The 12497-nt window shown below is 47.4% G+C and carries 15 protein-coding genes; 6 read left to right on the plus strand and 9 right to left on the minus strand.

Annotated elements, in window-relative coordinates; translation table 11 throughout:
- The coding region (locus AQR02_RS26405; protein WP_245237756.1) for a putative DNA modification/repair radical SAM protein at window positions 1-932 on the plus strand (932 nt) is incomplete at its 5' end.
- A 5-nt stretch (window positions 933-937) separates the two neighbouring features.
- On the plus strand, window positions 938-1768 hold the full coding sequence (locus AQR02_RS26410; protein WP_054943331.1) for a TIGR03915 family putative DNA repair protein: 831 nt from the start codon (window positions 938-940) through the stop codon (window positions 1766-1768).
- 59 nt (window positions 1769-1827) lie between these two features.
- Here AQR02_RS26410 and AQR02_RS26415 read toward each other — a convergent pair whose 3' ends face one another.
- The 5 genes from AQR02_RS26415 to AQR02_RS26435 all read right to left on the minus strand — a co-directional run bounded on the left by AQR02_RS26415 (window position 1828) and on the right by AQR02_RS26435 (window position 5972).
- Window positions 1828-2238 (minus strand): hypothetical protein, encoded by a 411-nt coding sequence (locus AQR02_RS26415; protein ID WP_054943332.1) that lies wholly within the window; start codon window positions 2236-2238, stop codon window positions 1828-1830.
- Window positions 2235-2681 (minus strand): LytTR family DNA-binding domain-containing protein, encoded by a 447-nt coding sequence (locus AQR02_RS26420; protein WP_054943333.1) that lies wholly within the window; start codon window positions 2679-2681, stop codon window positions 2235-2237. Before AQR02_RS26420 ends, AQR02_RS26415 begins: the two co-directional genes overlap by 4 nt.
- A 172-nt stretch (window positions 2682-2853) precedes the next feature.
- On the minus strand, window positions 2854-3042 hold the full coding sequence (locus AQR02_RS26425; RefSeq protein ID WP_054943334.1) for a hypothetical protein: 189 nt from the start codon (window positions 3040-3042) through the stop codon (window positions 2854-2856).
- Window positions 3043-3190: 148 nt separating this feature from the next.
- Window positions 3191-3370: a hypothetical protein gene (locus tag AQR02_RS26430; protein ID WP_148449218.1), complete on the minus strand. Its 180-nt coding sequence runs from the start codon at window positions 3368-3370 to the stop codon at window positions 3191-3193.
- A gap of 385 nt (window positions 3371-3755) precedes the next feature.
- Complete coding sequence (locus AQR02_RS26435) at window positions 3756-5972, minus strand: pectate lyase family protein (RefSeq protein WP_054943336.1); 2217 nt, start codon at window positions 5970-5972, stop codon at window positions 3756-3758.
- A 47-nt stretch (window positions 5973-6019) separates the two neighbouring features.
- On the opposite strand from AQR02_RS26435, the gene AQR02_RS33220 reads away from it, so the two are divergent.
- Window positions 6020-6325 carry a hypothetical protein gene (locus AQR02_RS33220; protein WP_209444313.1) on the plus strand — a complete coding sequence of 102 codons (306 nt, stop codon included), beginning with the start codon at window positions 6020-6022 and terminating at the stop codon, window positions 6323-6325.
- Between the two features lies 1 nt (window position 6326).
- Here the strand turns inward: AQR02_RS33220 and AQR02_RS26445 are convergent, their stop codons facing one another.
- The gene (locus AQR02_RS26445) at window positions 6327-7292 is read right to left on the minus strand and encodes a helix-turn-helix domain-containing protein (RefSeq protein WP_054943338.1); all 966 of its coding nucleotides are present in this window, start codon (window positions 7290-7292) and stop codon (window positions 6327-6329) included.
- Between the two features lie 160 nt (window positions 7293-7452).
- Between AQR02_RS26445 and AQR02_RS31630 the strand changes: the two genes are divergently transcribed.
- Window positions 7453-8343: an MBL fold metallo-hydrolase gene (locus AQR02_RS31630; RefSeq protein WP_082452092.1), complete on the plus strand. Its 891-nt coding sequence runs from the start codon at window positions 7453-7455 to the stop codon at window positions 8341-8343.
- A gap of 194 nt (window positions 8344-8537) precedes the next feature.
- Window positions 8538-8933: a VOC family protein gene (locus AQR02_RS26455; RefSeq protein WP_054943340.1), complete on the plus strand. Its 396-nt coding sequence runs from the start codon at window positions 8538-8540 to the stop codon at window positions 8931-8933.
- A gap of 68 nt (window positions 8934-9001) precedes the next feature.
- Here AQR02_RS26455 and AQR02_RS26460 read toward each other — a convergent pair whose 3' ends face one another.
- On the minus strand, window positions 9002-9925 hold the full coding sequence (locus AQR02_RS26460) for a ketopantoate reductase family protein (protein ID WP_245237757.1): 924 nt from the start codon (window positions 9923-9925) through the stop codon (window positions 9002-9004).
- A 143-nt stretch (window positions 9926-10068) separates the two neighbouring features.
- Here AQR02_RS26460 and AQR02_RS26465 point away from each other — a divergent pair, with 143 nt between their 5' ends.
- Window positions 10069-10617 (plus strand): TetR/AcrR family transcriptional regulator, encoded by a 549-nt coding sequence (locus AQR02_RS26465; RefSeq protein WP_054943341.1) that lies wholly within the window; start codon window positions 10069-10071, stop codon window positions 10615-10617.
- Between the two features lie 155 nt (window positions 10618-10772).
- Here AQR02_RS26465 and AQR02_RS26470 read toward each other — a convergent pair whose 3' ends face one another.
- Together AQR02_RS26470 and AQR02_RS26475 are read right to left on the minus strand one after the other, a co-directional pair.
- Entirely contained in the window at window positions 10773-11690 is a 918-nt protein-coding gene (locus AQR02_RS26470; RefSeq protein WP_054943342.1) for a VOC family protein, read from the minus strand.
- Window positions 11691-11775: 85 nt separating this feature from the next.
- Window positions 11776-12213, minus strand: a complete 438-nt coding sequence (locus AQR02_RS26475; RefSeq protein WP_054943343.1) for a VOC family protein — start codon at window positions 12211-12213, stop codon at window positions 11776-11778.
- Window positions 12214-12497: the final 284 nt, after the last annotated feature.

The following is a 12497-nucleotide window of genomic DNA, read 5'->3' on the forward strand; positions in this document are numbered from 1 at the left end:
TGCGCAATGTCTATAATTTCAGAGGTTATATCCATGTAAAAGCCATTCCCGGCGCAGACGATGTGCTGCTGTCCCGGCTCGGCCTGCTTGCCGACCGCATGAGCGTCAACATTGAGCTGCCCTCCCAGGAAAGTCTCAACAAGCTGGCTCCGGACAAGAGCAAACAATCCATTCTGAAGCCGATGGGCCTCATCAAAAGTAAGATCAACGAGAACAGCTCGGATCTCGTCAAATATAAGCACGCTCCCCGCTTCGCGCCTGCCGGGCAGAGCACCCAGATGATTGTCGGCGCAACGCCGGATACCGATTATCAGATTCTGAACCTTACGGAAGGCCTTTACCGGAAGTACGGGCTGAAGCGTATTTTCTACTCTGCCTATACCCCCGTGGTCGAGGACTCACTCCTGCCCTCACTCGACACCAAACCGCCGCTGCTGCGGGAGCACCGGCTCTATCAGGCGGATTGGCTGCTGCGTTTCTACGGCTTTGAGGCTAAGGAGCTGCTGGATGAAGCTGCCCCCAACTTCAACCCGCTGCTGGATCCGAAATGCAGCTGGGCCATCAATCACCGGGAGCAATTCCCGGTGGAGATCAACCGCGCACCCTATGAGACGCTGCTGCGCGTGCCTGGCATCGGCGTAAGAAGCGCCCAGCGGATTCTCAAGGCGCGCAAGGCCGGAAGCCTGGATTTCTACGCGCTGAAGAAGCTCGGCGTGGTGCTCAAACGCGCCCAGTTCTTCATCACCTGCAAAGGCAAACCGCTGGAGGGGCTAAAGGTGGGCGAGCATACCCTGCTTCGTTCGCTCATGTCCGGGCAGGAGCTGGCCCGGTTTCAGCAGCCGGAGGTGGAGCAGCTCTCCTTCTTCGACGACAGTTATATGGCAGCCTTGCCGGAGGCAGGCACAGCGGCCGCCTTCGGGAAAGGGGTCTAGGCGTCATGTTCAAGACAACCGCCTTGGCCTACACTTATGACGGCAGCTTTGAGGGCCTGTTATGCTGTGTGTTCGAGAGCTATGAGTGGAAAGAAACTCCGCTGGCCATCCACTCTCTAGAAGAAGGGCAAGGGCTGCTGCTGGAGTCCAAATGGATTGAAACCGACAGCGTCAAGGCCGGCCGGGTGCTGCGCTCCATCCCGCTGAAGATCTCTCCCGAGGCGGAGGAGCTGGTACGGCTCGGCTTCTGGTCTAACGCCATGGATAAAGAAATGCTGCTGCTGAACTTCCTGTATCTCGGCTTTACCCATGGCCGCCGGGTCATGAACATGCTGGCCGACGATACGGTCAGTGCCCTGAACAAGGCCGTCCAGCAGCTCCGGCGGGAAGGGCATCATTATCTGGGCTTCGTGCGGTTCAGTGTATACGGTCCAGTCATGGCGGCAGTAATTGAACCCCGGGGGTACATCCTTCCCGTCATTGAGGATCATTTTTGCGACCGGTTCCAGAATGAGAGCTTCATGATCTACGACAAGACCCATGGGATGGCACTCCTCCACCAGCCCGGCCGGCAGGCCATCATTCCGCTGCAGGAATGGATTCCGCCCGAGCCGGACGAAGCGGAAGCAGCCTACCGCCGACTCTGGCAAGGATTCTACAACGCCATCGGAATCAAGGAGCGCAAGAACGACCGGCTGCGGGCATCCCTGATGCCGAAGCGCTACTGGAAGCAGCTGCCGGAGATGAGCGGCAACGCTCCGGCCCTGCCGGCGCTTGCTGCCAGGCAGGAGCAGACTGCACGCCGGCTGAAGAGCGGGCAGCGGGAATTGCAGTAACAAAGACACTCGAATGGAGTGTCTTTGCGGCTGGAAACTGCGTACCCTGCCCCCTCACCCTATTTAATAATCCGGTTCAGCTCCTCCGCCTTCTTCCTGCTGTCCGCTTTGGCATAGAAGTAGAACGCTATCGTGTGCAGCACCACTGTCAGCAACAGCATACCGGGCCACCAGGGGAGAATGAACTCAAACATTTCGGTCGAATATAGCCAGACTGCCGCAGTACTGCCTGTGATTGAGAGAATCGACGAGATAAGAATGTTCCAGACCGGCCTGAACGTGAAGTGATTCCACAGCGCATCGTACATTACCCCGAATACCGCAGCCGCTATAACTGCAATACCCGCGACCCGCCACAGATACTGCATGCTGATTAACTCATCCCCGTTAAAAACAGTTAACAGCAGCGTCACCCATAGCGAGGTAACCGTAAACACCTGAAAGAACGAATGCTTTAATTGGTTGATCATGAGAGCTTCCCCCTAAAGTTTTTGATGTAAAAACGGCTAACCAAATAGCTTGAACCATCGGTTAATATAACTTTGATCCGGGCATTGTCCGTGGATGAGAACTCTTTGATGTAGCTGGTGTTGATGATCGTCTGATTATTGATTTTCATAAAATGCGGCGATTCCAGGCTGTCCTCGACCCCCTTCAACCGTTTGTTCAGCAGATATCTTTCACCGGTAATCAAACGCACATTGCACATCCGGTCCTCGGATTCAATCACAGCAACGGAGCTGAGCAGAATCTGAACATTGCGGTCGTTTTTAGGATGGATGACGACAAGTTTATGTCCAGAGTGATGTATGGCCTCCCTAATCTGTCCCCAATGTTCTGCCTCTGCGGGATGGGTAGTCACTTTTGCTATGCCTTGACCTATGCTCCCATCCGCTTCAAAAATAATTTCCACGTGTTGTCTCCCCCCTCATGACACATAATATAAGCAAAACGTTGCGGTTACCAGAATCTGTTCGTTTTCTTGCATGAATTAGCAGCTTTGTTGCAATCCCCGTTCATCACCCGCTGTTACGGACATAAAAAAACACCCTTCCGGGTGTTAAGACGTACTGCTAACTCTAAGTTTACATCTCTTCATACGTTGCCGGGTCCTGCCCCCACAAACGGCCGTCCTCCCTGCCGAGTGCCGAGATCACCTTCATCTCTGCTTCCGACAGCTCGAAATCGAGGATCTCCAGATTCTCCTTCTGATGCGCAAGGGAACTCGCTCTAGGGATAGGAATGGCGCCAAGCTGGATATGCTTCTGGCTCATCTGTATTACCTCCTTAGCTAGGTTATTTTAACCATAGCACTTCCCGCCTTCTTAGGCAAAATACGATACGCCCATGATAAATAAAAAAGCAAGACAAGGAAGCACGCTCCGAAGAACCGGCTGACCTGTCTTGCTTAACGAACCCCGTCTAAAAATCCATCCAGAAAAATTGCGAAACCGCTAGAATGAGCCCGATACCATTCACGACAATAAAAAACCACTTCTTCTTCCTGCGGCTTGTAGGCTCCAGTCCTGTAAACAAAGTCCAGACCAATATTCCGTTTAACACAACCATAATAATGAGTGCAAGCCACCAATTTGCTGCCATGACGATTCCAGCCTTTCTACTCCGAAATCTCTGCTCCAAAAGAAGCACATTTCACTTCATTATACGAGAAACTTGCTTATACTGTTTATAAAAGTTAAATAATATAAGAAAAAGGAAAACCATCAGATGATGCAGTTGGCTCTCAGCATAACATGTGATTAGGAGTGAGCGCGTTGTCCCAAAGTCTGTACCTAACCAATTATTGCGATAAAAGATGTTCCCCCGCGGACAGCCTTACCAAGCTTCCGGTTGACGATGCGTATTCGCTGGCAAAAGAACTCTCTCCATTAATTTAGTAAAATAGAGAAAAGCGCCCCCTAAAGGTCGCTTTCTGCTTGTGACTAGCCGATGGCCTTTCAATTGCCACTAAATTCTCGCAGCCATACTATTTCAACTCAATGTAATACAGATTCGCAGTGCTATCCTTCGTAATGGTATGTGCACCCGCCGCAAGAGATACCGTGGCAATACGGTTGGTGATGGGATAGCTTGTTCCGTCCACTTTTATCTGGGTTCCTTCGGCGTTAAACACTAATGTCAGGGTAGAAGCTTTCGTTGCAGTGAACGCGATGCTGGTTGAGCTCTCGATTTTCAGACATTGGGTTAGAGTCAGACCATTATATACGACCGTCCCCTTGCTGGTGGAGAGATTTCCTTGAATATTGAAGAAGCTGCTTGTTGTCCCTGACGTGGTGAAGTTGTGGACATAAGCTCCAGTGGTTGGAGTTGCTGTCGGTGTCGGTGTCGGTGTCGCCGTTGCCGTTGGCGTAGCTGTTGCAGTTGGTGCAGGAGTGGCCGTTGGTGTCGCTGTTGCAGTTGGTGCAGGCGTTGCGGTTGGTGTAGCTGTTGGCGTAGCCGTTGCGGTTGGCACTGGAGTCGCTGTTGCCGTTGGTGTTGGAGTCGGGCTGGTTGGGCTTGAGTTGCCGCCTACCGATACAAGCCCGGTGTTGTAGCTTCTGATTGCGGACATCAGTGCTGTATTGAGGTCATAGGATGCGTCATCCACGGAATCATTGAATGTCCAGGTGAAGTCTCCGCTGTCCAGGCGGCCGGCTTTTGCCGTAACAATCTGCTCTACTGCGCTTACGCTGTCAACGGCAGATGCACTTACTCCCGTGTTAACTGTTGTATCGAAGTTGTTATAAGCGGTTCCGCCCGCTAAGGCCTTGTATGAGCCCGGAACGGTTTCATTTCTCGCCGATGCCAGGTACGCATCAAAAGAGGTTGCGTTAGCCGGAGCTGTTCCAGTATTGGAGTTGGCATAAATCAGACTGGCCGTATCCGCAACAAGATTGTTGTAGGCTTTGATCATCCCGCCATTTTCGCCTGAGAATGTACCTTCTTCTCCCAGAGCATCCGTGCCTTGCAGGGAAATCATCATCGGATATTTGGTATGTCTAAAATAGTTGGATTCGACAAAGGCCGAACCTCCGCTGGTAACACCAACGCCATATTTTGAGATGCCATCATAGAAGTTATTATAGATATGAACAGAGGCCACACGGATACGCGGATGACGGGAGTCCGAATGATCGAACCAGTTATGATGGAAGGTGGCGAAGAATTCCGCCGGTTCGGTCAGCCCGACCAGCGAAGATTTTCCCGAATCCCAGTAGTGATTGTAAGAGATCGTGATGTACGACGAACCGTTCTTAAGGTCTGTGGAACCGTCGCCCTTGGCCTGGTCCGCATCCCCGCCTGCAGATCCGTAGAAAACATCATTATTATGCACCCACACATTCGCATTCCCCGTGTCCATCGACACGCCATCATCCGGGAATAACATCAGGCCCAGGTTTCTTACTTCCACATTACCGACATATCTCAGAAGTAGCCCCCACCCATAGGCGTAAGCGTCGTCCCCGATCCCTTCAATTGTAATATTCATTTCTGAATAATTGCTTTTACCTTTAACCTGAAGATACCCGCTGCTGTTCAGCTGCCCGCTCAGATCTGAGGCCGTAACTTCGCCAATAATCCGGATGGCGAGCGGGGTGGTATCGTAGCCTTTTTGTCTTAGGGTCAAAATTCCGCCCAAACCCACGCCGTCTTGTACAGCACCTGAGCTGCTGACTTTTACAGGAAGCGTTACGGTCTGTGCATTCTGGGAGGTGATATACAGAACTTGTGCACCGCTTTTCAAGGTACCATTCGCATTATATGCGCCTGAGCCTGTGCCTAACGGAGAGTTTGCCGCAAAAGCAAATCCGGACCGGTCAAAGGACGCTACAGATAACGTATCGGATACAGCACTGGCCGTCCCTCCCCCTGTCAGTGTTGCCTCGACCTTCATCACATAACTTCCGGCTGCCAGCCCTACAGCATCAGCTCTCCAATAGGAAGCGTATTTGCGGATCAATTCATTATGGATCTGCTGATACTGCGAGTCCGCTGCATTCGCCAGTTTAACATATACATTGTATCCTGCGGCATTACTAACCGGTGACCATTCTACATATGCGGCTTCATTCCAGCCTCCGCTGCCGGTGATCGTAAGGCCCGCGGCATGTGCCACCGTATTCCCCCATCCGCCTGCTATTAAAGTTAGTGTCATTGAAAATAACAGCAGAATACCGGTTGCCTTTGCCGTCCACTTCTTCATTTCATTTCCTCCCGATTTTTAATGGATGCAGATACATCTGTAACCGTTTGCAAAAGGCTGTGGGCTTCCTCTTGTCACCTCCCCATTTATCCGCTGATCCAGGCATCCCGAGCATATCAGACTTCAAAACGGTTCCTAAACAATCATTTACTCATATCGGAGCGCTTTATGCGGAATTCTGGGATAATGATTATATGACAGGAGAATGGTACTCTCCGGTGCGCTTTGCCGGACTATACGGGCGGACTTGGGCGGGTGCCCACAGCAAAAAGACACCGGTTAAGGTGTCTTTTGCTTTACTTCATATGGAGCAGCTTACACTTTTAAAAACCCTGTCTCTTACAAGGGATTAAACTATTCACTTGAAGCATACATCCAGCAATGTTGTTTCCGGTAGCTGGAGGGGGAGAGCGCGGTATGCTTTTTAAATATTCTCCAAAAATGCGTAGTGTTGTGGAAGCCGGTCCTCTCCATAATCTCCGCGACCGGAAGCAAGGTGTCTCTCAATAAAGTGGCGGCTATCTGCACGCGGTACTTGATCAAATAATCGATGACAGACAAATTGGTGAGCTGGGAGAACTGATGATTTAAGGTGGTCCGGTTCACATGAAACATTCGGCTTAATTCATTCAACGTTATTTTGTTCGAATAGTTTGTATGTAAATAAATCAAAATATCGTTTACCCTATCACAAGGTTCAGTATCTTCTGATTCTGATAGACTTTCCTCTTGATTAATCAGCTTTGAGAGGAGAATAAGCACTTCCAGTAAAAGTGAGCGGGAGCGGCAGGGCCAATTGAAGTCACTTTGGGCCACAAGTGTCTGGTTCATCTGCCACAAGAGCTTAGAGATATGTTGAGCATTTGCAGTATCTATTGTTGAGATGCAGGGATATTCCAGGCTTCTCCTAATGAATGGCTGAAGCAGATAAAGGTCCTGCTCTTCAGTGTCGGAGAAATCACCATGAGGATTATGGACATTTCCGAAATTGAATTTGCTATTCACAACTAACGGATCAAAATAAACGGACTTTATGGATATACCGGAGGATACGTTCAGTTCCACATATTCATGCTCATTAATACACAGAATCACAGGCGAAGTAAAAGGCGTTTGCAAGCCTCCGCAGGATAGAATGCCCGATCCCTTCTCAATCAGCACCAGACTCCATCTGCCATAGCCCCGAGTATCTTCTATACATGATTCATGTTCAGCAAAGTATAACGGAAGCCGATAGCCAGAATGCACTTCTCTACCGATTGTTACAAAATCCACAGCGTTCACCTCAGTTGTCCATTGTAAGTCGTTTACCAAATCCATTTTATAACACTTTTGGGTTAACGGGTAGACCTGCAGAATTTCAGAGTGTATTGCAAAACTTGTTTAAAAGCAAACAGCTATTGCAGATACACCATTCCCGCTGCACAGGAGATTAGGTATGATGCCTCTGTAGCATAAATCGTTTGAGGGGAGTCATACTATGAAATTTGAAAGAAGAAGTACCGGAGTGCTCGCTGTATTACTTTTGATTCTTATCTGCTGTGCTATGTTGGGGGGTTGTTCGAAATCTGACGCAACAGGTGGTACGCCTAATACGGATGCAGCCGCTGCAAAGATATCATCTCCTGCACCCGCAAGCAGTGAACCTGGCACGGAAACTGCCGTCACCACCAGCGCACCGTCTTCTAAACCAACACAGAATGGTCCCTTGACCATTAAATACGTGGGGAATTCATGCTTTTATTTAACCTTTCCTGATGGAACAACATTCTTGACCGACCCCTACCCGTCCAAATTAAAAGCATTTTTTGGTCCATCTCCTGATATGGAGGTGGATGCCTACACAGTGTCCCATTATCATGATGATCATGTTCCGGATTTGAAGCAGCTTAAGGGAAATCCCCAAAGACTTGTCCCCGCCTTGATGAAAGAACCCATTAAAGTCGGCGAGGTAGAAGTAACCGGATTTTCTTCCAAACATGTATCGAATTTAGGGGACAACGAGATATTTGTATTTCGTTTTGGCGATTTCAAGATCGTACACATGGGGGAGACGGATAAGATAGAATTGCCAGAGGCGCTTGAGGCCGTGAAAGGTGCGGATGTTGTTTTGACCTATGCGGGAGAATACGGCCCGGAAACACTGAAAAACACCGCTATTTTTCAATCGTTATATGATATGGATGTAAAGGTCATCATTCCACAACATTTCAGTAACAATCCAGAAGCGGTATTCTATGGAGAGCCGACCATTGATCAGATTCTGAAAGAAGTGCCGCAAGGCGTCGAAACGACCAAGCTCAATGAACTGATTGTGACGAAGGATATGAAAAAACAGTTTGTTGAGCTGTCCCAAATGAATGCTAAATAATTGATGTGAACTGAAAAAAGATGACTTCTGATGTATCAAGGAGCGGCTTTTTTTGATAAACAACTATCTCATCAATGAATGTCATCGATAAATCATGTGCCGGTTTGTTCTGGTTATTGTCTGGATTGCATCCCGTTCCTCTAAAAAGGAAAGTATAATAGAAGAGGGCGAGAATTCAAAATTAGGAGGATTATATGGGCAGATTACTTCATTTTGAAATTCATGTAGATGATATGGAACGTGCTAAGAACTTTTACGGCGAGGTTTTCGGATGGACCTTTGAGGACTGGAGCGAGTACGCCGGGATGCCTTATTGGGGAGCAGTGACAGGTGATGCAGATGAACTTGGAATTAACGGCGCTTTGATGCAGCGTCAAGGTCCTTCTCCAGAGCCCGGTCAGGCCATGAATGGATTTGCGTGTACGATGGGAATCGGTGACTACGATGCTACTGAGGCCAAAATTCTAAAACTCGGAGGCAAGCTTGCATTGCCAAAACATGCACTACCCGGGATGGCTTGGCAAGGGTATTACACCGATACTGAAGGAAATGTATTTGGTATTCACCAGCCGGATAAGGATGCGAAGTAGAGTACAATATAATTGTGCCTATAGACAGCAAAATGCCCGCTTAGATAGCGGGTTTTTCTGTTTCGTTCTTATGGTGTGATATCATTTTGACTTAAAAAATCCAGTAAATCATTATTCAGCTGCACCACTTCGTTGTTTGCATTAATCGCATAGTCCGGCAACAGCATATCCTTCACCATTTTAGTCCGCAGCCACATCATAAAGAACGAATCCAAGATCAAATCTGGACATGTAAGCACCATTTTAAATGCTGAGGGATTAATAGCAACGCCAGCTTTTTGTATTGCCCTTAAATACGCCTTTAAAGTGAGGGTTATTCGGTGTGCCGTTTGTCTGGTTCTGGCTGTTTTTTCGTCGATGATCTTATCTTCAAAATGTAAAGCGCCAACCAATGCAATGTCCGATACTGAGTGTGTGATTAGATATGATTTCATATCCTTTTTAATCGAGTAGGGAAGCTTTGCAGTTATAAATAATTGCGCGAGGTTATCCACGCGTTCTGTCACTAAACCGCTTATTTCTCCAAACACAGCACCTATCAGAATCTTTGGCGGGAACCGCGCATATAAAATACCCTCTTTAATCTGCCCGCCTGCACCCGGAAAAGCCGGTAACAGCCTGTCTCCAACTATCTCCAGCCAAGAAGAAAATCCTGTTGAAGTATTAGTCATTGTAACAATATTTCGGCTTTGATTGTCTTTCAGAGCTAACAACGCCTGTTCCGATTGATCGTAACGGACTGTAACGAAAATATAATCATATACATCATCATTTTCAAGCGTATCAATGACATTTACCTTTATAGATTTAACTACACCCTTTTCGTTATATTGCAGGCCATTTTCTTTCAATACTTTTAATCTATTGGAACGTGAACGTGCATACATAGTAACGTCTATCCCTGCTTCAATGAATTTGATTGCGTATGCGCTCCCTATAACACCTGCACCAAAAAATAAAATTCTATATTGTTTTTCTGAAATAAGAATCACTCCTTTTTTGACATATGTCGATTTATAAACTAGCGTCTTGTATAATTATTATCAGAACTTTTAGTTTCCCTCAATGTGTAAAAGGTTTGGATTTGTTGATTAATTAACATAATCATTCGATGTGTCTTTTAAAGGAGTAAACAATGGATAGACGGATAAAAAAAACAAGAAGCGCGATTAACGAAGCTTTTATAGGACTAATGGCAGAAAAGAATTTTGAACAAATAACGATAAATGAAATTGCAGACAGGGCTGATGTACACCGTGGTACTGTTTATTTACATTATGTGGACAAGCATGATCTTCTAGAACAATGTATTGAGATGCATTTAAACCAATTATTTCAGAATAATTGTCCTCCCGGTGGAGACACCGAACATTTTTCGTCAAAAGATGCTATGCTCGGTATGTTCGAGTATTTAGAGCAGCATGCTTTTTTCTATTCCACCATACTAACCCATAAAGGCATTCCTGCCTTTAGAAAGCGGCTGCTAGAAATGGCTCAGAATAGCCTGAATGCACAAGTTAATAGGAGCGGCACCAATCAAAATATTCAAAATGAGGTGCTTGTACAATTCCTAGCATCAGCAGGAGTCGGAGTAATCGAATGGTGGGTTACGAATTCTATGCCTTATCCCGCGAAGGATATGGTAAATGAATTCTGGCAGCTTCTAGACCGCTTTGAGCTTTGATTAGCCTCATTGGGCCACCCCACATCATTGTGAAATGAAAATATCCCGATTAAGATGGAAATCTGAATAAACAAAAAAGCGGTGAGGACTTTCTCTCATCGCTTCTTTCATTACTATAACCATGCCTTCTTCTGGCATAGGGTAGAGCTTATGCTTCACTCACCCTTATAAGCCTTATGCAATGCTGCAAGATCGAATTTCTTCATCTGCAAAAATGCCTTCGTAACACGTGCAATTTGCTCCGGTGCTCCCTTTCCCAGCATCTCGTCCATCTCGGCCGGCACAATCTGCCACGACACGCCAAACCGGTCTTTCAGCCAGCCGCATTGTTCAGCCTCGGGAACTGCAGACAGCTTCTCCCAGTAATGATCTATCTCCTCTTGCGAATCGCATTTCACCATAAAAGAGATCGCCTCGTTGAAACTGAATTTATGCTCATGCGCACTGTCCATGGCCGTGAACCACTGCTTCTCCAGCATGAAGTCAGCGAACATAATGGTTCCTTCCTGATCAGGCTCCATGCCCTTGGGATAGCGGGCAATCGTTCCCTGCCGCGAGTTGCCAAATACAGATAAATAGAGAGACATAGCCTCTTCCGCCTTACCGTACTGATCACCCACAAACAAAAAAGACGGGATGATAGCCGGACGCTCCTCACCCTCGGGATTTGTAAGCATCAGTTGCCAGGACACGCCATATTTATCCTGAATCCAGCCGTACCGCTCACTGAACGGATACTTATCTAGCGGCATTAGTGCCTGGCCGCCCTCCGATAACTTGTCCCAGACCTCATCTATTCTCTCAGCTGCGTCCTTATCGCGTGACGGATCAAAATTAACGAAGAAAGACACCGACGGATTTAACTTAAAATAGGGCCCTGCACTGATGGCCATAAACTTCTGTCCCCATATTTCAAATGAAACTTGGTCACAGTCTCCTGACGGTGTGTCATGAATTGTCGTAACACTCGTAACCTTGGATTCGGGGAAAACCGAAGCGTAAAAATTAGCTGCCTCTACCGCTTCTTTGTCATACCATATATGCGGCACGATGGTCTGATTATCATTTGTCACAAGTCATTCCTCCTCAGCTGCCTGTCCCATTAGAACCAGCAGGTGCGTATTGTGGGTGGAGCGGAAACCTGAATCAGAATACACACTATCCCTGCGGCTGTTCCTCCGCGACATTCACTTGAAAAGTAACGCCGAACTTGTCCTTAACAATCCCATACAAAGGGCTCCAATCCGTCTTCTGCAGCGGCATGACCACTTGGCCACCGTCTTCCAGTGCGGCGAAAATCTCCCGTGCAATTGACTCTTCTGTAGGATGAATGGCAATCTGAACCGTATCACCGTCCGCCTGATGCGCCGTACCCGGAAAAGTATCGGAGAACATGAGATCTGCATCACCAACCTTCAAATGCGCATGCATCACAAGAGATTTCATCTCATCGGTCAGCGGATGATTCGGATCTTCCGGCAAATCCCCGAACGTCATAATCCCGACCACGTTCCCGCGCAGCGCTTTTTCATAAAAATACAGAGCTTCTCTTGTGTTTCCATTAAAAACAAAATACGGGTTCAAACTGATTGACATCATTCTTCATCCCCTTTGGAACAAGTTGGACAATCAGCTTTATTATACACAAAAATTGAAGTAAATAAACGCTTTTTTACGAACATATGCACGCCTATTTTCAACCCGGCTCGTTCATCTCCTCAGAATCAGTAATGTATATGGATTCTTCAATAGGATTTCGGTCGATACCTTCAGAAATGAAAAAAGACACCCTTCAAGGTGTCTTTTACTCCATATGGAGCCGAGGGGAGTCGAACTGCTGTCGCGAATATTTTATCTTGTCTCATAACAAATTAGTAAAT

The organism is Paenibacillus ihuae (genome assembly GCF_001368795.1).
Taxonomy (GTDB): domain Bacteria; phylum Bacillota; class Bacilli; order Paenibacillales; family Paenibacillaceae; genus Paenibacillus_AQ; species Paenibacillus_AQ ihuae.

What these genes read in the sequence shown, in the direction of transcription:
- AQR02_RS26410 (WP_054943331.1), top strand. Translation starts at nt 938, where the DNA reads ATGTTCAAGACAACCGCCTTGGCCTACACTTATGACGGCAGCTTTGAG.
- AQR02_RS26415 (WP_054943332.1), bottom strand. Translation starts at nt 2,238, where the DNA reads ATGATCAACCAATTAAAGCATTCGTTCTTTCAGGTGTTTACGGTTACC.
- AQR02_RS26425 (WP_054943334.1), bottom strand. Translation starts at nt 3,042, where the DNA reads ATGAGCCAGAAGCATATCCAGCTTGGCGCCATTCCTATCCCTAGAGCG.
- AQR02_RS26430 (WP_148449218.1), bottom strand. Translation starts at nt 3,370, where the DNA reads ATGGCAGCAAATTGGTGGCTTGCACTCATTATTATGGTTGTGTTAAAC.
- AQR02_RS26435 (WP_054943336.1), bottom strand. Translation starts at nt 5,972, where the DNA reads ATGAAGAAGTGGACGGCAAAGGCAACCGGTATTCTGCTGTTATTTTCA.
- AQR02_RS26445 (WP_054943338.1), bottom strand. Translation starts at nt 7,292, where the DNA reads ATGGATTTGGTAAACGACTTACAATGGACAACTGAGGTGAACGCTGTG.
- AQR02_RS31630 (WP_082452092.1), top strand. Translation starts at nt 7,453, where the DNA reads ATGAAATTTGAAAGAAGAAGTACCGGAGTGCTCGCTGTATTACTTTTG.
- AQR02_RS26455 (WP_054943340.1), top strand. Translation starts at nt 8,538, where the DNA reads ATGGGCAGATTACTTCATTTTGAAATTCATGTAGATGATATGGAACGT.
- AQR02_RS26465 (WP_054943341.1), top strand. Translation starts at nt 10,069, where the DNA reads ATGGATAGACGGATAAAAAAAACAAGAAGCGCGATTAACGAAGCTTTT.
- AQR02_RS26475 (WP_054943343.1), bottom strand. Translation starts at nt 12,213, where the DNA reads ATGTCAATCAGTTTGAACCCGTATTTTGTTTTTAATGGAAACACAAGA.